The 20427-nt window shown below is 64.8% G+C and carries 12 protein-coding genes; 1 reads left to right on the top strand and 11 read right to left on the bottom strand.

Going from position 1 to position 20427, the window contains the following annotated elements:
- Positions 1-32: 32 nt before the first annotated feature.
- The 11 genes from KNN17_RS17285 to KNN17_RS17235 form a co-directional block, all read right to left on the bottom strand.
- On the bottom strand, positions 33-2267 hold the full coding sequence (locus tag KNN17_RS17285) for an McrB family protein (RefSeq protein WP_241710181.1): 2235 nt from the start codon (positions 2265-2267) through the stop codon (positions 33-35).
- Between the two features lie 143 nt (positions 2268-2410).
- Positions 2411-4342, bottom strand: coding sequence for a DUF5107 domain-containing protein (locus tag KNN17_RS17280; protein ID WP_241710180.1), 1932 nt, complete (start codon positions 4340-4342; stop codon positions 2411-2413).
- 151 nt (positions 4343-4493) lie between these two features.
- A complete protein-coding gene (locus KNN17_RS17275; protein ID WP_241710179.1) occupies positions 4494-5234 on the bottom strand; it encodes a copper homeostasis protein CutC in 741 nt (246 codons plus the stop codon).
- A 51-nt stretch (positions 5235-5285) separates the two neighbouring features.
- A complete protein-coding gene (locus KNN17_RS17270) occupies positions 5286-5702 on the bottom strand; it encodes an acyl-CoA thioesterase (protein ID WP_241710178.1) in 417 nt (138 codons plus the stop codon).
- Between the two features lie 26 nt (positions 5703-5728).
- Positions 5729-7825 carry an ABC transporter ATP-binding protein gene (locus tag KNN17_RS17265; RefSeq protein ID WP_274619745.1) on the bottom strand — a complete coding sequence of 699 codons (2097 nt, stop codon included), beginning with the start codon at positions 7823-7825 and terminating at the stop codon, positions 5729-5731.
- On the bottom strand, positions 7822-9555 hold the full coding sequence (locus tag KNN17_RS17260) for an ABC transporter ATP-binding protein (RefSeq protein ID WP_241710177.1): 1734 nt from the start codon (positions 9553-9555) through the stop codon (positions 7822-7824). Before KNN17_RS17260 ends, KNN17_RS17265 begins: the two co-directional genes overlap by 4 nt.
- Positions 9556-9823: 268 nt before the next feature.
- Complete coding sequence (locus KNN17_RS17255) at positions 9824-11863, bottom strand: MDR family MFS transporter (RefSeq protein WP_241710176.1); 2040 nt, start codon at positions 11861-11863, stop codon at positions 9824-9826.
- An 11-nt stretch (positions 11864-11874) separates the two neighbouring features.
- Complete coding sequence (locus tag KNN17_RS17250) at positions 11875-12357, bottom strand: MarR family winged helix-turn-helix transcriptional regulator (RefSeq protein WP_241710175.1); 483 nt, start codon at positions 12355-12357, stop codon at positions 11875-11877.
- 178 nt (positions 12358-12535) lie between these two features.
- A complete protein-coding gene (locus tag KNN17_RS17245; RefSeq protein ID WP_171983411.1) occupies positions 12536-14188 on the bottom strand; it encodes a thiamine pyrophosphate-binding protein in 1653 nt (550 codons plus the stop codon).
- Positions 14185-15249 carry an agmatinase gene (speB, locus tag KNN17_RS17240; protein WP_078106159.1) on the bottom strand — a complete coding sequence of 355 codons (1065 nt, stop codon included), beginning with the start codon at positions 15247-15249 and terminating at the stop codon, positions 14185-14187. Before speB ends, KNN17_RS17245 begins: the two co-directional genes overlap by 4 nt.
- A gap of 184 nt (positions 15250-15433) precedes the next feature.
- Positions 15434-18160, bottom strand: a complete 2727-nt coding sequence (locus KNN17_RS17235) for an exo-alpha-sialidase (RefSeq protein ID WP_241710174.1) — start codon at positions 18158-18160, stop codon at positions 15434-15436.
- A 209-nt stretch (positions 18161-18369) separates the two neighbouring features.
- On the opposite strand from KNN17_RS17235, the gene KNN17_RS17230 reads away from it, so the two are divergent.
- Positions 18370-20358, top strand: a complete 1989-nt coding sequence (locus KNN17_RS17230; RefSeq protein ID WP_241710173.1) for an amino acid transporter — start codon at positions 18370-18372, stop codon at positions 20356-20358.
- Positions 20359-20427 lie beyond the last annotated feature (69 nt).

Below are 20427 nucleotides of genomic sequence, written 5' to 3'. Positions count from 1 at the left end.
CTGGTGCGCGGGTAGGCCGCGGCGGCGCGGTCTTAGCGGACTGCAAGTCGACCCAACAACTGGTCCAGACCGAAGCGCTCCTCCAGCTGGGCCCGGTTCAATTGACCGTGGTAGTGCTCCTCAAGAAGCGGCATGAGTTCGTATTTCCAGATCCGGCGCAGCCCGGCAGGGTTCTGGGCCGCGTTCTTCATGAAGTAGGAGGGGCCGATCATCAAGTCCCGGTCCCAATCGTCGATGGAGTCGTTCAGGGCGTCCAGCAGGTCCGCGTTGAGGGTGTCCAGGCCGCGGGCCGTGAGGAACCGCCGGAGCGAACCGCGGATCGGTTCCACCTTGGGATGCAACTCGACAAACGCGAAGCGACGGCGGATCGCCGCGTCCATCATGGCGATGGAGCGGTCTGCCGTGTTCATGGTGCCGATGATGTAGAGGTTGTCCGGCAGGCTGAACGGTTCGTTGGGGCTGTACTGAAGGTAGATCCGGTCGTCGCGGTATTCCAGCAGGAAGTACAGCTCACCGAACACTTTCGCCAGGTTGGCGCGGTTCATCTCGTCGATGATGAGGAAGTACGGCTTGTTGGAGTTCCCGGGCTTCGCGGCCTCTTCGGCGAGGCGGCGGAGCGGCCCGGCGACGAGCTTGAACGACACCTGGCCGTCGTCGGTCTTGTCCGGCCGGTACCCCTCGAAGAAGTCCTCGTACGCGTAGGACGGGTGGAACTGGACCAGCTTGACGCGCTCATCGGTGCTGTCGCCAGCGAGTTCGGCCGCCAAATGCTTCGCGAGGTAGGTTTTTCCCGTTCCCGGAGGGCCGTAGAGCACCAGTTGGCGGTTCTCCTCAAGGAGTTCGGCGATCTCCTTGAGCGGCTCGAGCTCCATGTGGAGGGAAGCCGCGAACTCTTCGGTGAGGGGGCGGAACCCTTCAATGACGGGCTCGACGACGGCGTCCGGGGCGGCGGCTTCCTCGCCGTCGGACTCGGCTTCGGCGGGCAGGAGGGACTGCAGCGACTGGATGACCCTGGTGACGTCCACGACGATTCCCGACGTGGAGAGTTGGCGCTGGACGTGCCGCGGAGCCTCGGCGATCGGGTGGGTCTCGTCAAACCAACGCACTTTGCGGCGGAGCCGGCGGTTGTCCTCGTTGTGTTCCGGCTCGCCCAGGACCACGCCGATCCTGATGGCTCCGGAGTTCTGGAAAAGGGCGAGGTCGCCGGGCTTCATCACGGTCAGGAACGCGAAAACAGCGGTCTTGGTGTCCTCCCGCTCCACGTAGCCAAGGTGCTTGTAGTCCTCGTCCACGGCATGCTGCACCAGGCCAGCTGTCACGCCCGGGGTGAGTTCGCGGAGGTGCTCGACGTCGAGTGTCGCCTTTTCCTCGTCCCGCCACGCGGCGAGAAGCTCTGCAGAGTCTTGGTGCGTGCGCAGCAGCCACGCACGCCGGCCGGGATCTCCCACTTTGCGCCACTGGCTCACGAGCTGGCGGTCGTACCAATCGATGCGCTGGCCCGCCTGTTCGTCCAAGTACAGCCGGATGCGGTTGACGTCCGCGGTGATGTCGATTTCCGTTTCGCCGTGCGCGCCGCCAACGAGTGAGGCGAAAGCGTCCCGGATTTCGCGCCGCTCGACGTCGGCAACCACTGGTTCGAAGTAGCTGGGCCACGCCAGGTATTCGATGCTGCGCCGGATGGCCGGCTGGTCCTCGGGGGTCGCCGCGGCGAGTTCGTGGAATTTCAGCGGGTCTTTGAGGGCCTTGGTGATACTCGCGTTGGACTGGCCATCGATGTGGGCCACGAAGCGGCACAGCCAGGTCAGGTGGTCCCAGATGGTCCAGTTGAATTCCGCGGTCCGGTCACGGATGACGCCGTGATCGGTCATGCCCTTGTACAGCTCCTTGGGGAGCTGTAGCTCGGGATCGAGCCAGGACGCGGCTTCGGCCACGCGGGCGCGCTTGACCTTGAGCGATTTGACCTCGTGCGCGAGGGGCAAGGACTGCAGGAAGAGGAGTTCGACGGCGAGCAGCTTGGCCTCGCGTGATGCCCCTTCAAGGTTTTGGCGCAGGTTGGTCATCATGGGTGCCTTGGCATCTCCGACGCCGCGTTCCAAGCGCTCCAGGAGCTCGCTGGCGGCGTCCACTGTCCAAGTGCGGGTGCTGCCGTCGAGCGCCGAGGCTTTGCCTTGCAGCCCCGGGCCCAGCACGAACCACGCCGCATCTTCGATCTCCTTGGAGATACCGGGGGCACGGGTCAGTGGGGTTTTGGTGGAGGGAGTCACCATGCCAACTTACATGGTTTAACTTGGTGCTGGCATCAGCAAAGTCGGCACCCCCGCCACAGGCGCCCCGCCTCTTACGTTCTGCCACATGCGTCCCGCAACTTGCCTCCTGCCGCATGTGCCCCGAGCCTGTGCGCTCCGGAAGTTCAGTGCATTCCGAAGCGGTAATGGGCAGGCACCGGCTCCCCGGGGCACACTTCTTGCCACAGCTCGGCGATCCCGTCCTCGCCTTCCCGGATGTCCGGGATCTCGATGCCCTCGCGGAGCATCCCTGCAGCCTCCTGGCCGTTGCCGACGCCCCAGAGGGCGAGCGCCATCAGGAAACGGACGCGCCCGACGTCGGACATTCCGGCAGGTGCCTCGCTCGCCAAGGCGAGTGCTTGCGCGGGGTTCCCATGCCGGATGCTGAGGGTCATGGCTTCGCTGAGCAGGGGGAGGTTGGACGGCTCCAGCCGGCTCGCGACGGCCAGTTCAGCCAAGCCTTCGTCGACCTTGCCGGTGGCCAGCAGCGCGAGGGCGCGGCCCCGGTGGGCGAGGACCGTGGACCGTGGCGAGAGACCGTCGGAAATCAGCGCGGAACCGTATCCGGCGATCGCACCGTCGAGGTCCTGCCGGGCGTGCGTCATCGTGGCGAGGTGGAACTGCGCCTCCGCACCGCCATCCTTGGCCAACAGTTCTTCCCAATCGGCCCCAGCCACGAAGGTCTCAGCGCCCAGGAAACCAGCCCCATCCAGCAGGCTGTGCCACGGGCCTGTTTCCTCGGTGGCCTCAGGGGTTGCATCGTCGGCGAAGGGCGTGCCGCTTTCGTCCAGCCACGCGCGGCCTGAGTGTCGGCGTCGGGCGCTCTCCAAAGCACCCCAAGCGCTGCCGCGCACGAGCATCTTGTCCGGGTGCAGCGCATAGTTCCGCGCGGCTTCGGCGAGGGCCACTTCAAGCTCCGCGTCCGGGACGAGTTCTTCGAGCCGGGCACTGGCGTGGGTCACGGCCGCAGCCCAATCCTTGCCATGGGAGGTCGCCGGATCCAGCTTGGCGTTGCCGTAGGCCTCCACCCAGCTCCACTCGGCGCCGGCAGGCATGGCCAGGTGCTCGAACTGGGTCTGCGCCAGCCCGGCCTGGATTTCCGCGTAGGGGCCGGCACCGGGGCTGAGCCATTCCTGCCAGCGCTTCCCGCCGTCGCCCTGGCCCCACACGAACAACTTCTTCCCGCGCAGGAGGCTGGTCGACAGCATGGCCAGGCCGTCGCCGTCGTGGTCTACCGCGGTAATCCAGTGCCGGTGCCCGGGCTGGATGTCGAAGAAGAAGTCCGCCGCGTGCGGGCTGTTGACCAGCCAGGTGGCATCGAGGCCCTGGTGTTCCGTGGGCCGGACACGGGCGATGTCGGTGGTGTAATCGCTGCCGAAGGCCTCCGTGGCGGGCGCAATCACGCGAGTTTCCGCCGTCTCGGGAACGGCGGCATTGCTCCACCAGTACATGGGGACCTCGTGGTCATGGGGGTTCCTGATCCGGACCGCAGTCAGCAGCACGTCCGAGTCCTCCGGAAGCCACATGTCCACTTGGAAAACCACTTCGCGGAGGCGTTCGAACTCCCACATGCGCAGGACGTCGTGGCCCTCGGGGGTCTTGACGATCGCGGTGTGCACCGGATCGCATGTGGTGGGCGAGTGCCCGCGGGTGCCGATGTTCCATTCGAGGCCGCCGGCGAACCAGGCCTTGCGCAGGGCGATGTTGGCGAACTGCAGGGTCCCATGGGTGTGCAGGAGATGTTTGCCCGAGGCCGTGTCGAAGAGCTCCCACAGCCGGCCGCCCAAGGTGGGGAGGACAACGGCACGCAGTTTGCTGTTCTCGAGCACGACCGCTGGCACCTCATGGGCGGTCCGCTCGCGCGAGTAGCCGTCCTGCATCAGGTACGGGAACATGTTCGGCACCTGGCCGTAGCGGGCTGCAGCCTGCAGTTCCTGCGGGACCCCGTCGCCGATCCTGTACGGCTGGTCCAGTTCTGCCGCGACAACCGGCAACGGGCTATTGGGGCCCAACTCCGCCATGTTCAGGGTGATGGTGGAGAAGCTCAGGTTTTGCATCTTTGTGACTCCTGGAGGCTATTTTCGATCGCAATGCTTCACCTATCCTTGACCCAAGTCGCCGCCGTGTAAAGGGACCCACCCAACTGACTCGCACTTAATGTCGCTTTGGGCGCCCAGAACGACATTAACTGCTAGCTAGTTGGGGGCGTCAGCGGGAGGCGGCGCGGGCGGCCCTCACCAGGTCCCGGTTGGTGACCATGTACGCCGTCGGGTCTGAATCGCCGGGCGCACCGAAGGAATCCGCACGGTTCTTCCACGTGGAAACCGTGGCCTTGGCTGACAAATGGACCGCGCTTAGTCCCGCGGCATGCAATGCCGGGATATCGTCCAGGGCGAGTCCGCCGCCAGCCATGACCTCAAGCCGCCCCGCTGCCCGCCGGACCATCCGCTCGAGGGTCCCGATCCCGGCCCCCACGGTGGCGGCGCCCCCGGAGCTGAGCACCCGGTGGAATCCAAGCTCCACGAGCTGCTCGACGGCGTCCGCCGGGTCCGGAGTATGGTCGACGGCCCGGTGGAAGGTCAGTTGGGCGTCGGGGTTGGTCTCCAGGGCCGTGTGGGCAAGCTTTCGAGTGGCCTGGACGTCGATATCGCCGGCGGCTGTGAGGACTCCGATCACCACTCCGTGAGCCCCTTGGTTGAGCAGGAACCGGATCTCGCGGTCCATGGTGTCCACATCGGCGTCGGAGTACAGGAAATCTCCTGGCCGGCTGCGGATCAGCGGGTGGATCTCCAGCCGTCCGTCGGCAGCTTCCTGCGCGGCTTCCATCAGCCCTTGGCTCGGGGTCAGTCCCCCGAGCTCCAAGGCGCTGCAAAGTTCAATCCGGTCCGCGCCTTCTTCGGCGGCAACGGCAGCGCCCTGGGCGCCGACGGCGACGATCTCGAGTTTCATGGGGAAACTCTACGGCCACCGGGGCGCCCAGGGCGCTGCTGCAATGCTTCGCTAGGTCCGGTACGGCTCCAGCTGCTGCTTCTGTTCGGGAGTGAGCCTGCGGACGCGGCCCGTGGACTCGTCGACGAACGCCAGATGGGTACTGGCGTTGACGCAGTCCTGGCCGGTCACGGGATCCTTGATGACGTAGTGCACGTCAAAACTCGCCCCCTTCACGGCGCCGACCCAGATCTCAACTAGCGCCGGAATGTTCCGGTATTCCAAGGTCCGGACGTACCGGACCTTGTGCTCCACCACAAGGGTCATGACCCCGTCTTCAACCGAGTCGAAGACGGAGACCGGCGCTTCCACTCCGGGGAGTCCGGCACCGCGGGGCGGACCGAAAGCCGCGATGCGGGCCTCTTCGAGCATGCGCACGATCTGGACGTTGTTGATGTGCCCGTACGCGTCCATGTCTCCCCAACGCATCGGAACTTGGACCGTGATTCGCTGGCTCAGCTGTGCACCGCCGTCGAGTCATCCACCACGGCTTCCCCGGCATCCTCACCGGCAAACTGCGACATGTACAGGCGGTAGTACGCGCCCTGCGATGCGAGCAGTTGGTTGTGGTTGCCCTGCTCTACGATGCTGCCGTTTTCCATCACGAGGATGGTGTCGGCGTCGCGGATGGTGGACAAGCGGTGGGCGATGACGAAGCTGGTGCGATCCGTGCGGAGGGCAGCCATGGCCTTCTGCAACAGCAGCTCGGTACGCGTGTCAACGGAGCTCGTGGCCTCGTCCAGGATCAACAGCGAGGGATCGGAAACGAAGGCCCGCGCGATGGTGATGAGCTGTTTCTCGCCCGCGCTGACGTTGTTGCCTTCCTCGTCGATGATGGTCTGGTAGCCATCCGGCAAGGCACGCACGAAGCGGTCCACGTACGTGGCCTTCGCCGCCTCCATGATCTGTTCCTCGGTGGCGTCGAGGTTGCCGTACTTGATGTTGTCGTAGATGGTCCCGCCGAACAGCCAGGCATCCTGCAGCACCATTCCCACCTTGGAACGAAGCTCGGAACGGCTCAGCTCCTTGATGTCCACCCCGTCCAGGGTGATACGCCCCGAATTGAGTTCGTAGAACCGCATGACAAGGTTGACCAGGGTGGTCTTGCCCGCGCCTGTGGGTCCAACAATCGCCACGGTGTGTCCGGGCTCCGCACTGAGGGAGAGGTTCTCGATGAGCGGCTTGTCTGCGACGTAGCTGAAGGACACGTTCTCGAACTCGACGTGGCCGTCCGTGCGCGGGGGCAGGTGGCGGGCCGCGTTCTCCGGCTCTTCCTCATCGGCATCCAGGAACTCGAAAACGCGCTCAGCCGAAGCCACGCCGGACTGGAGCATGTTCGCCATGCCGGCAATCTGGCCGAGCGGCTGGGTGAATTCACGCGAGTACTGGATGAACGCCGTGGCGTCGCCCAGGCTCATGGAACCGGAGGCCACGCGCAAACCACCGACGACGGCGATGCCCACGTAGCTGAGGTAGGAGACGAAGTTCATCGCCGGGAAGATGATGCCGGAAACGAACTGCGCCCCGAACGAGGCCTTGTACAAGGCTTCGTTGCGTTCGTCGAAACGCTCCAGCATGTCCGCGTCGCGCCCGAAGACTTTGACGAGCTCGTGGCCCGAGAACGATTCCTCGATCTGGCCATTGAGGGAACCGGTGTTCTTCCACTGGGCAGCGAAGAGCTTCTGGCTGCGCGAGCCAATGACGCCGGCAAGGACGCCGGAGAGCGGCAGGGCAACCAGCGCGATGAGGGCGAGCTGCCAGGACACGATGAACATCATGATGGTGATGCCGAAGACTGTCAGCACCGAGCTGACCAGCTGCGCGAACGCCTGCTGCAGCCCTTGCTGGACGTTGTCGACGTCGTTCGTCACGCGGGAGAGGATGTCGCCGCGCTGGCGGGTGTCGAAGTAGTTCAGGGGCAAGCGGTTGAGCTTTGCCTGGACGTCATTGCGGAGCCGGTTGATGACCTTCATGACGATCTTGTTCAGGATGTAGCCCTGGGCCCACAGGAAGATGTTGGCCACGAAGTACATCAAGAGCACGATCGAGATCAGGAACGTGAGCTTGGAGAAGTTGATCCCGTTGGTGAGCTCCATCTTGGAGACCATGTCCGCGAAGTTGTTCTGGCCGGCCTGGCGGAGGCCCTCGGCGAAGGCCGCTTGGCTCACGCCGGGAGGCAATTGCTTGCCCATGACCCCGCCGAAGATGACGTCCATGGCGCTGCCGAGGATCTTCGGGGCGATGACGTTCAGGACCACCGAGACCACCACGAGGCCGATGACGAAGACGACTCCGGCGGCCTCCGGCTTGAGCAGCCCGAGGAGCCGCTTGGCCGACGGTCCAAACGCCTTGGCCTTCTTGGCCGGCAGGTTGCCGAACATTCCGCCGTCGGCTTCGCCCGGGGTGTATTCGGTTTCTTCGATGTCGTCATCGTCCACAGCGGTCACTGCACCGTCAGCGGCTGCGTCCTTCGCATCCGCGGCTTCGCGCGCGGCCTTCGCTGCTTCGGCTTTCGCGGCCCAACCGCGCTTTTGCTGATTCTGTTCGCTCATGCCACTTCCTCCGCGCTCAGCTGGGATTCGACGATCTCCTGGTACGTGGGTGAGGTTTCCAGGAGTTCTTCATGGGTGCCGCGGTCAACGATCCTGCCGTTGTCCAAGACCAGGATCTGGTCCGCGTCCGCGATTGTGGAGACGCGCTGGGCCACGATGATGACCGTGGCATCCTGCGTCTTTTCCTTCAGCGCCCGGCGAAGGCGGGCGTCCGTGGCAACATCCAAGGCCGAGAAGGAGTCATCGAAAAGGTAGACCTTGGGCTGCGTCACCAGGGCCCGTGCGATGCAGAGGCGTTGCCTCTGGCCCCCGGAAACGTTGGTGCCGCCCTGGGCCACCCGTCGGTTCAGGCCGGAGGACTTTTCCATGACGAAGTCCTTGGCCTGCGCGGTTTCCAGGGCATCCCAGAGTTCCTGGTCCGTGGCGTCGGTCTTGCCGAAGCGCAGGTTGTGCTCGATGGTTCCGGAGAACAAGTAGGGCTTCTGCGGCACCGTGGCCACGCGACTGGTGATTTCATCGCGGTCCAGGCTGGTGACCGGGACGCCGTCGAGCAAGACATCGCCGGACGCGACGTCGTACAGGCGCGGCAGCAGCGACACCAAGGTGGTCTTGCCTGCGCCGGTGGAGCCGATGATGGCGAGGGTCTGGCCTGGCTCCGCGGTGAAGGAGATGTTGCTCAACACGGGAGCTTCGGCACCGGGGTATTTGAAGGTGACATCGCGGAATTCGACGCGACCCTTCTTTTCCGCGGGCGCCACCGGCGCCTTCGGATCGTGGATGGAGGGTTCGACGTCGAGGACCTCGCCGATGCGGTCCGCGCACACCGATGCGCGCGGGATCATCATGGCCATGAAGGTACCCATCATGACGGCCATGAGGATCTGCAGCAGGTACTGCAGGAAGGCAGTCAAGGAACCCACCTGCATGTTGCCCGCATCCACCCGTTGGCCGCCGAACCACAGCACTGCCGCCGTGGAAAGGTGCAGGATCATGCCGATGGCCGGGAACATCAGCACAAACAGGTTGCCGATCTTGACCGAAACCAGGGTGAGGTCCTTGTTGGCGTCGCCGAAGCGCTTGGCCTCGTAGGGTTCACGAACGAACGCCCGGACCACGCGGATGCCGATGATCTGTTCGCGCAGGACGCCGTTGATGGCGTCGATCTTCATCTGCATGGAGCGGAAGAGCGGCATGAGCCTCACCACGAGGTAGCCAACCACGGCCACCAGCAGGGGCACGGAGACCCACACGAGCCAGGAGAGGCTGAGGTCCTCGCGCAAGGCCATGATGATGCCGCCAACACACATGATGGGCGTGGAAACCATGAAGTTCAGGCCCATCAGCATGAGCATCTGGACTTGCTGGACGTCGTTGGTGCCGCGGGTGATCAACGTGGGTGCGCCGAAGCTGTTGACGTCCTTGGCAGAGAAGCTGCTGACCTTGCGGAAGACGTCCCTGCGCAAGTCGCGTCCCATGGCCATGGCCACGCGGGATCCGAAGTAGACCCCCGCGATGGCCGCGATGACCTGGCCGAGCGCGACCACGAGCATCAGGGCACCGGTTTGCCAGATGTAGTTGGTGTCCCCCCGGGAAACCCCCTCATCGATGATTTTTGCGTTGAGGCTTGGAAGATAGAGTGTGGCGATCGTAGACGCCAGCTGGAAGATGATGACGGCCAGTATCTGCGGCAAATACGGCTTGGAGTAGCGCCGTATCAGGGTGACAAGCATGCCCACGGATCCTTAGTGAGAGAGTGCGCGAATGATGACTGTGCGAATGACTAAATACTGCAAATGACTAAATACTGCGAATAACTCAATGCATGGATAGCAGCAGGCGCTGACAGAATTAGTCCCTCAACTCTACGAAATCCGTTGCCTCAACGAAATATCGGTAGCCGAATATCATCCTTGCGACGTAGCTGAGCCGCTGCAGCGTCCAAACTCGCTGCAGCGGCTCCGGCCACGCGTCCCGCAGGCGGTTGCCTGCCAGGCTCCCCTAGCCGGCGTGCCGCCCGGTCTCCCCTGCCCGCGAGGCGTCGCCCGCGAGGAGCAGCAAGGCTGCCCTTTCCTGGCGGCGGCGCTCACGCTTGAGTTCCTTGCGCAGCGCGGCCAACTCCTCGGCGATCCGCGACTGCTCGACGGCGGTGGCCTGCTGTTCGTGCACGCGTGCCTGGAGTTCGCGTTGTGCCCTGCTCAGCTGAAGCTGTTGCTCGGCCAGCAAGCGTTGGGTGCGGGCGAGCTGGTCCTGGACTTCGCGCAGGCCGGCGGCGGGGTCCGGCCGTTCCTGGGTGAGGATGCGGGCAAACTCAAGGTCAAGCTCATCGTGCTCCTTCTCGGCCGCCGCCCGGGCGCGGCTGGCACCCAAGGGGGTGCCGCCGTCGTCGGCTGCTTGGGCAAATCCGGCGGATTCGATGACCGGCAATGCAGAGGTGTCCAGCGTCATGGCGGCCTCGCCGGAAGCGTTTGCCAGCAATTCCTTCTCCGGCGAAGCGTCCACGGTCTTCCGCAGCGGAACTTCCTTGATGAACAGCACCGCGAGGAAAGCGACCACGGCGATGACGGCGGAGATCATGAAGATCTGGGCTGTCGCGTCGCCGTAGGCGGCACGCATGATGTCGCGGATCGGGGCGGGCAAGTCCGTCAGGTCCATGCTCGCATCGCCCGAGCCACCGCTCACCGGGATGTGGGCCGCGGCGAAGCCTTGGGTGGCAAGGTCCTTGACGTGCGTGGCCATGATGGCGCCGAGCACGGAAACACCGATCGCACCGCCGACGGAGCGGAAGAATGCCACGGACGCGCTGGCCGTTCCGATGTCCTGGGCGCGGACGGTGTTCTGGACCGCGAGGACCAGGTTCTGCATCAGCAAGCCAAGGCCAAGGCCGAAGATCGCGGTGTAGCAGCACGTGACCCACAGCGCCGTGGTGTGGTCGATGGTGCCGGTGAGGGCAAGGCCGCCGGCCAGGAGCACAGTACCCGCCAGGAGGAAGCGCTTCCATTTGCCGAAGCGGCTGATGAGCTGGCCGGAGACCACCGAGCCCAGGAGGTTGCCCGCAATCATCGGCAGCGTCAGGAGCCCTGCCTCGGTGGGCGTGGCACCACGGGCTACCTGGAAGTACTGGCCGAGGAAGGTGGAGGAGCTGAACATCGCGATACCAACGGCCACAGAGGCCAGGATCGCCAAAGCGGTGGTGCGCTGGGAGATGATCTTCAGCGGGATGATGGGCTGGGCCACCTTGGATTCGACCACCACGAGGAGGGCCAGCAGGAGCACGCCGCCACCTACCATGAGGGCGGACTGCCAGGAGATCCAGTCATAGTAGTCCGGGTTGCCGGCGAAGGAAACCCAGATGAGGAGCAGGCTCACGCCCGAGGTCAGCAGGACGGAACCGAGCCAGTCGATCTTGGCCGGGCGCTTGACGTGCTGGATCTTGAGGGTCACCTGGAGCAGGATGAGCGCGACGACGGCGAGTGGCACGCAGACGAAGAACGTCCAGCGCCAGCCGAGCGGGCTGTCAACGATGAAGCCACCGAGGAGCGGGCCGCCGGCGGTACCGACCGCCATGACGGCGCCCATGTAGCCCGAGTACTTGCCACGGTCCCGCGGCGGGATCATGGTGCCGATGATGGCCTGGGCCAAAGCGGTGAGGCCGCCCAAGGCGATGCCCTGGATGAAGCGGGCCGTCAGCAGGAAGGGAATGCTCTGGGAGAAACCGGCCATGACAGAGCCGGCCACGAAGATCACGATGCTCAGCTGGACCAGGAGCTTCTTGTCGAAGAGGTCGGCGAGCTTGCCCCAGATGGGCGTAGTGGCGGCGTTGGCCAGCAGCGCGGCCGTGATGACCCAGGCGAAGTCCGTTTGGGTGCCGTGGAGGTCGGACATGATGGTCGGCAGGGCGTTGGCCACGATCGTGCTGCTCAGGATGGCGGTAAAGAATGCCGCAAGGAGGCCCGTCAGGGCCTCCATGATCTGGCGGTGCGTCATGGGCGCGGATGACGCCGGCACCGCCGTCGAACGTTCTTGTATTCGGGTTGCCATTGCTGCTGCTCCTAAGCTGTGTGGTTCGAGTGGTGGGAGCCGGCCGCCGTTGCCCGGACTGAATAGTTGAGTGATGTGGTCAATTTCTCCAAGACCTGCCCTGCTTCCAAGGCGTCTTCCTCGCTCCATTCCGCGAGGTAGGCCCGCAGGTTGAGGCTGCGCTGTTCTTCGAAGTCCCGGACCTTCTCAATCCCGGATTCCGAAAGGGCCACCAATTGCGCGCGGCCGTCGGCGGGATCGGGGCGGCGGACCACCAGGCCGAGTTCCTCGAGTTCGGCGATGTGCCTGCTGAGGACCGGGGGGCTGACGCCGAGGCGGGAGGCTAGCTTCGTGGCCCGGGACTCCCCCTCGCCGATGAAGCGCATGACACCCTGCAGCGCGAATCCGACGTCGGCATCTTTCGCGATGTTCGAGGTCACGATGCAACGCAGCACCCGCTGGAGATCGAAGATCTGATGGACGAGTTCGGTTGCTGTGCTGGATGCGACAGCCATGGAAGACACCTCACTTTTGTTTGCCTAAAGCAACTATACGCCAAAATGATTGCTTTGGGAAACTAATGATGTGTGACGCGCGTTAACCACCAAGCGCGAGCCGGCAGCAGATGCCCCCGTCTTTCGACAAAGGGGTCATCAACTGCCAGCTCGCGCTGGGGTTTGAGGCGGGTTTGAGTCAGTCGCCCAAGTGCGTGGGGCCGAACATCTTCAGGAGGGTTTCAACCACGACGACGTTGGGACCGTCCGCGGCGAAGCCTTCCCGGAGCGCGTCCCCGACATCCTCCGGGGCCACTCTGCGGGCAGGGACACCGAAGGCCTCGGCGAGCTTGACGAAGTCGGGACGGGCGAGCTCTGTGGCCGTGGCCTTGCCGAAGGCGCCCACCATGTATTCGCGCAGGATGCCGTAGCCGCCGTCGTCGACAATCAGCCAGGTGACCGGGACGTTGTGCTGCTTGGCGGTGGCCAGCTCGGAGATCGAGTACATGGAGGATCCGTCGCCGGACACAGCCAGCACCCGGCCGGGCTTGCCCACGGTTTCCAGCCCCACGGCACCGCCGATCGCGGCCGGGAAGCCGTAGCCGAGGCCGCCCGCGCCCTGGGCCGAGTGGAACTGGCCCTCGCGGGAATCCCAGCAGCTCCATCCCCAGTAGGCCGAGATGGTCATGTCCCAGAAGGTCTGCATGTCAGCCGGAACCGCTTCGCGGATGTCGGCCATGAACTTCAGTTCCTTGCCGAGGTCCTGCTCTTCAAGTCGCGCCCTGACCTTGGCCAGGGACTCCTTGACAAGAGCCTCGGGCGTAGCGCCGCGCCAGTCCGGTGCCGTCGCAGCCGGAGGCAACGCCTCGTCGAGCGCGGAAAGCGCCTGGCCGGCGTCGGCGCGGATGCCCAGGCCAGGCCGGTTGGACTCGAGGACCCGGGGTTCGGCGTCGATCTGGATGATGCGGCCGCGCGGCTCGAAGGTGAAGTAGTTGGACGTTACCTCACCCAGGGAGGAACCGATGACGATCAGCACGTCGGCGTCCTCGAGGACATCCGTCATGTGGCGGTCTTCGATCCAGGACTGCAAGGACAGCTCGTGGGTCCACGGGAACGCCCCGTTGCCACCGGGAGTGCAGATGACCGGGGCACGGAGTTTCTCGGCGATCGACAGGAGCGACTTCTCGGCCCGGCCACGGCGGGTGCCGCCGCCGGCGATGATCGCCGGCCGCTCCGCCGTCGAGAGCCATTTGACGGCTTCGCGGATCAGCTCCACGCGCGGCGGGTTGTCGGCCGCTTCGGCAAGGGCATCCTCCACGGGCGGGACCATGATCGGATCCAGGAGCACGTTCTGCGGAATCTCGATCCACACGGGCCCTTGCGGGGAGGAGATGGCCTCGGTCCAGGCGTCCTGGATGGCCGAAGGAATCCCGGACGCGTGCTGGATGAGGCGCTGGCTCTTGGTGACGTTCGCGGCCGAGGCCTTCTGGTCATCGAGCTGGTGGAGCATGCCCTTCCGGCGCGCACCCAGACCGTCCAAGGGGATCTGGCTCGCCACGACCACCATCGGCACGCCGGTCGCATACGCTTCCTGCAAGCCGGCCAAGGATGTCAGAGCCCCCGGGCCCGTGGACAGGAACAGGACCCCGACCTCACCCGTGGCACGGGAATATCCGTCAGCGGCGAAGGCCGAGTTGTTCTCCACCCGGGAGGACACGAAGTGCAGATTGCCGCGGCCCATCGCGTCGAACAATCCCAAGGCGTGCTGGCCCGGGATCCCGAAGACCGTCTTCGCGCCGAGCGCCTCGAGGGTCTCGACGACGAGGTCCCCGCCGTTGCGCTGGTCCGTCACTTCGTGACCGCCGGAGCGAAGCCGGCCGGGCGCCGGGATTCCTGGCCCAGGGCCTGGGCGGCATAGCCGTTGAGCGCGCCGTGGCGGTTGCCTTCGACGGCGTTGTCGGCCATGAGGGTGACGAGCTCGTAGGCAACGTGGCTGGCTGCGACGCCGGTGATCTCGGCGTGGTCATAGGCCGGGGCGACCTCAACGATGTCTGCGCCAACGAGGTTCATGCCACGGAATCCGCGGATGATTTCGAGAAGCTCGCGGCTGGTGATGCCGCCGGCTTCAGGCGTGCCTGTGCCCGGAGCGTGGGCCGGATCGAGGACGTCGATGTCCACCGAAATGTACAGCGGGCGGTTGCCGATGCGGTCCCGGATCTTGGCCACGGTTTCCAGGACGCCCTGGTAGTAGACGTCCGCCGAGGTGACGATGCCGAAGCCGAAGCGGTGGTCGTCGTCGAGGTCTTTCTTGCCGTAAAGCGGGCCGCGGGTGCCGACGTGGCTGATGGCCTCGGTGTCCAGGATGCCCTCTTCGACGGCGCGGCGGAACGGGGTGCCGTGCGTGTACTCGGCGCCGAAGTAGGTGTCCCAGGTGTCCAGGTGGGCATCGAAGTGCAGCATGGCAACGGGTTCGCCCGCCCGTTCGGCGGCGGCCCGGAGCAGCGGCAGGGCGATCGTGTGGTCGCCGCCAAGCGTGACGAGCTTGCTTCCATTGGCGGTCAGGTCCAGTGCATTCTGCTGGATGGTCTCGATGGCCTCGTTGATGTTGAACGGGTTCACCGCCATGTCGCCAGCGTCGGCGACCTGGATGTTCTCGAAGGGGCTGACATCCCAGGCCGGGTTGTACGGACGCAGCAAGCGGCTGGCCTCACGCACATGGTTGGCACCGAAGCGGGCGCCGGGGCGGTAGGAAACACCGGAGTCGAAGGGAACGCCGACCACCGTGACATCGGCCTTGGATACCTGGTCCAAGCGGGGCAGTCGGGCATAGGTGGCAGCACCGGCATAGCGCGGGATTCGGGCCGAATCAATGGGACCAAGGTTGCCGTTGGCCTCAATACGAAGCTCTTCCAAAATGCGCCACTCCTTTGTGAATAGGTGGATCGGACAGTGACTGTGACACCAATCATACACTCAAAGTTGCCTTATATGCATCACTTGTTTACGAGCAGAACGGACCCTTCGTTCGACCACAACAAGACCGGGCCGGACTCCCCCGGAGCCCGGCCCAGCTTGTCACCTCATGTCCCCGCCCGGGCTACTTGCTCCCGAAAGGCGTCACTTGGAAGTCTCCGAATGACACTTGATGGCCTTCCGAATCGAGCACGACGAGGCTGTCCATGCCGTTTTTCACGTCGTTGGGCAGGACGAAGGACAGCGTGTTTTGCTGCGACGGGAAGAACCAGCCCAGACGGTAGCTGCGCTTGTTCAGGTAGACGTAGTACCACTGGCCGTACTCCACGTTGTGGACCGTCACGGTCTGGCCGCCGCGGTATTTGTCCGTACCGAGCCCCAAGTCCAGCGGCGGATGGGCACCGATCAACTCCTGGGAAGCCAAGGCAGGTTCCGAACCGGGCATGGCAGGCTTGACCTTCAGGGCGACGGCTTGCCTGTCCAGCTGAAGCGATGCAAGCTTGGCGCCGTTGTTCGCACTGACAGGGATGGTCGTGGCCGGGAGCTGCTTGGCAGCAATGTCGGCCTCGGTCAGTGTGTAGGTGGAGGTGAGGTTGACCGACTCACCCACGGCCAGGGTCGGCTTGGACAATCCAAGGGCCGCAGCCGAAAGGTCCGTCAAGGCCACATTGCCCGTGTTCGTGACGGTGTAGGCGAAGGTCACTGTGTCGCCCGGACCGGCAAACCCGTCCCCGTCCACATCGTTGAACGTGGACACCACCGATCCGCTCAACTGGGGATTGCGGACCAGCAGGTCCACCTCGTCACCCGTGACGGTGTAATTCTGGGTGGCGGCGCCGGCTCCCGTTACCTGCCAGACAGTGATCGGGACAAAGAATCCCTGCGCCGCTTCGTCCGCCGTCACGGTGTGCTGCGGGGTTCCGCAGAGGTAATTGCCCCACACACCGAGGGCACTGAACCGGCAGTTGCCCGAACCCGGCGGCAGGAACGGCTGGAAGTTGCCGGACTGGGGGACAACGGATTCAGTGACGTTGCCCGTGCTGTACACCCGGAACTTGTAGGGCACTGGGCTGCCCGCCGTGTACGGGTGGCTTGCCAGGTCCCTTCCGGCGTCGTTGCGGGCACCGAAAATGTAGGCGCCCACCACGTTGCCTGCAGAACCACCCGCAACGGTCACTGATACCGGCGCTGTCATCGAGGCCCCGCCGACGTTCAACCTGGCCGTCAGGGGTACCGCGCCTGCTTTGGCGTACGACGGCGCCGCGACAGTCAGCTGCACAGTCGCCGAGGCGCCCGGATCGAGGGAGGCGAGGTCCGCCGTCGTCGACGTCCAATCCTGCAACGCGTCGAGGCTGACGGTCGACGCGGGAAGCGGCGAGCTGTCGTTGTTGGTGACGGTCACGCTGAGCTGCGCACTGCCGCCGTTCGTGACGGTGACCGCACCCGGGACAACGACGGCGGCAACCGGGCTCAGCCAGGCGGTGTCGAATTTCCCGAAGGTGATGGTGTTGTTGTCACCTTCGTACAGGACGCCGAAAGTACCGTCCGACAGGGCGCTCAGGGTGGAGTAGGACATGCTTCCGGCCTTGAAGACGCGCGAGGAGCCCCACGTCTTGCCGTCGTCGGCGGAGTAGCGGACCGTGCCGTCTACGCGCGCGCCACCGGCGGTGGGTGTGGGCGAGTTGGAGAACAGCAGCTTCTTGGCGTCCGCCGATCCCGCTGCGGCATCCGGATACATCCGGGTGATGGAACCGTTGTTCCGCGGATCCGGGAGCTGCGTCTCCGCAACAGGCGTGGTGTAGGTGACTCCGCCGTCGGAGGAATACGCCACTTTGCGGAAGTGCGGATTGGCGCCGGTGCTGTCCCTCGAGTTCAACATGACGCGGCCGTCGGAGAGTTCCACCGTCTTGTTCTCGTCCATGCCGGTTCCGGTGGGCGTGCCCATGTTCCAGGACTTGCCATGGTCATCGGAATAGACGCTGTAGGCCTGGATCTGGCGGTTCCCATCGGGCTGGACGATGGTTCCGGCAAACTGCTGGATGAGCCTTCCGGCATGCGCTCCGTACTTGAGCTGAATACCCTCACCCGACGAGGCGAACATGCTGACCACTCCGCCGACGTTGGGAACGCCGTTGATGGTGCTCCCGTTCGGCTTGACGGTGGCGGTGATGAGCGGACCCGCAAACCCGGCGTAGGCCGAACCCGCCGGATAGCTGGACGGAACGGGCAGGGTCGGCTGGTTGCCGGGGTCCGTGGACCATGTGAGTCCGCGGTCGGTGGAAACGGACACTTGGGAGCTGATCACATTGGGGTCGGAATCGTCATTGCCGAGCACGCTGCCCGCGAATCCCTGGTTCTTGGAGTAGACGTGGAAGTTGAATACCGCCCCGGTGACCTTATCCACGACGTAGCTGGGATCGCTGAAACCGTATTTCTGGACGCCTGCTGAACTTAACTGTCCCCGCGCGATGAAGGTAGGACTGCCCCACGTCTTTCCGCCGTCGGTGCTGCGCCGCTGGACGATGGAGTTGGGCGAAGGAGAATCGCCCCCATCGGGACGGCCGTCGTAGGAAGCCAGGAGAACGCCGTCGCCCAAATCCGCGAGCGCGACGATCCTGTAGTACTTGCCCAGGACGGGGTCGATGGCGTTGTCGCCGTTCGAAGCGAGGACCTGCTCGGCGTAGCTTCCCGGAGGGTTGGAGGGGACGTTGGGACTCGGGAACGGATCCAACGCAGCGTAAGCGGGCACAACGGTTGACGTCATGAGAGCTGCGGCAGCCGCCATGGAGACGGCGAGCCTGCTCCACGGCAGCCGCCCCCTGGCCCTGTCACTGAGTAGCGGGTTATTCATGCGTAGCCCTTTCGTATTGTTTTCACATCCAACATAGGACGTTCTATATGCTACGTGATGCTGCTCACATGCCAAATGATGTGAATGTGTCCACCTGGAAGTGACCCCCCTCACAGGCGGCGTAAAGATTCCATAAAGACGGGCATCCCCTCCCTGCCCCGCCCGTACGCTCCATCTGGAGCAGCTTCCAGGCTGCGCGAAAGGACCATGTGACAACGCTGACCAGGCCGCCTGCCGAACCCTCTGACCGGCGCAGACCCGCGGGAGACATCAAGCAGGGGCAATTCAAGCGTTGGCTGCTTGACGGAATGCCTGAAACATCGGGAAAGCGCCAGGGTCCACACGGCAAACCGGACGAGGACCACACGCCCCAGTCCTGGTGGAAAGTCATGTGCCTCACCGGCGTCGACTACTTCTCCACGCTCGGCTACCAGCCCGCGATTGCCGCGCTCGCGGCCGGCATCGTCTCGCCGCTGGCCACGATCGTCCTGGTCGCCGTCACCTTGCTCGGCGCCCTGCCGGTCTACCGCCGGGTCGCTTCCGAAAGCGCGCGTGGCGAAGGCTCCATCGCGATGCTCGAGCGGCTCCTCCCCCGCTGGGGCGGCAAACTCTTCGTGCTCGCCTTGCTGGGATTCGCCGCGACGGACTTCATGATCACCATGACCCTCTCCGCCGCCGACGCGAGCGCCCACGCCATCGAAAACCCCTTTGCCCCGGAATGGCTCCACGGGCAGGAAATCACCATCACCCTGGCGCTCATCGCCGGGCTGGGCGTGGTGTTCCTCCGGGGATTCAAGGAAGCCATCAACGTCGCCGTCGTTCTGGTGGGCATCTACCTGGTGCTGAACGCCGTCGTCGTCGCGGTCGGCTTGGTGCACGTAGTGACCGAGGCACATGTGGTGACCGACTGGTGGGCCGCACTGAACCAACAGCACGGCAACCCGTTGATCATGGTGGGCATCGCGCTCCTGGTTTTCCCGAAGCTTGCGCTCGGCCTCTCAGGATTCGAAACCGGCGTCGCGGTCATGCCACAGATCAAGGGCAGCCCCAGCGACACGGAGGAAAATCCGGCGGGCCGCATCCGCGGCACCCACAAACTGCTCACGACGGCGGCGCTCATCATGAGTGCCTTCCTGGTGGCTTCCAGCTTCATCACCACATTCCTGATTCCGGCCGCCGAATTCCAGCCGGGAGGGAAGGCAGACGGACGAGCCCTCGCCTTCCTTGCGCACCAATTCCTGGGCGACGGCTTCGGCACGGTCTATGACATCAGCACCATCGCCATCCTGTGGTTTGCCGGCGCTTCTGCCATGGCCGGCTTGCTGAACCTCGTGCCGCGCTACCTGCCGCGCTTCGGCATGGCCCCGGCGTGGACCAAAGCGGTCCGCCCACTGGTCCTGGTCTTCACGGCCGTTGGATTCATCATCACCTTGGTCTTCGAGGCGAACGTGGAGGCCCAAGGCGGCGCGTACGCCACCGGCGTCCTGGTGCTCATGACTTCGGCCTCGATAGCGGTCACCCTGTCCGCACGCCGGAAAAAAGAGAGGGGCAAGACCATCGCTTTCGGGGTGGTGGCTGTGGTCTTCGCCTACACCACAGTGGCCAATGTCGTGGAACGCCCGGACGGCATCAGGATCGCGGCACTGTTCATCCTGGGCATTGTCCTGGTCAGCTTCGCGTCGCGGGTACGCCGGTCCTTCGAACTGAGGGCTACCCACATCAAGATGGACCAGATGGCCCTCGAGTTCACGGCCTCCAACGAGGAAGGCCCCATCCGGATCATCGCGCACGAGCCCAAGCGGCTGAGCGCAGACCGGTACCAGCTGAAGCTGCAGCACGCCCAGCAGGCCAACCACTTGCCGGTGGACAGCGACGCGATTTTCATCGAGATCATCGTCGATGACAGCTCCGACTTCGAGCAGGAACTCCTCGTCCAGGGCATACGCCGTCACGGTTTCAAGATCCTCGAGATCCACAGCAACAACGTGCCCAACACGCTGGCCGCAGTGCTCCTCCACATCCGCGACGTGACGGGACTGATGCCGCACATCTATTTCCGCTGGACCGAAGGCAACCCCATCGCCAACCTGAGCAAGTTCCTCTTCTTCGGCGAGGGCGAGATCGCACCGGTGACCCGCGAAGTGCTCCGCGAAGCCGAACCGGACATCACGCGCAGGCCGTGGGTCCACGTGGGCTGAACATGGCAGCGTCGGGGGGGGGGGGGGGGGGGGGGGGGGGGGCGGGGGGGGGGGGCCCCCCTACGGCGA

The sequence above is a fragment of the Arthrobacter bambusae genome (genome assembly GCF_022606295.1).
In the GTDB taxonomy this organism is placed as follows: Bacteria; Actinomycetota; Actinomycetes; order Actinomycetales; family Micrococcaceae; genus Arthrobacter; species Arthrobacter bambusae_A.
The sequence above is the reverse complement of the archived record's forward strand: the minus strand, read 5'-3'. Positions and strand labels throughout refer to the sequence as shown.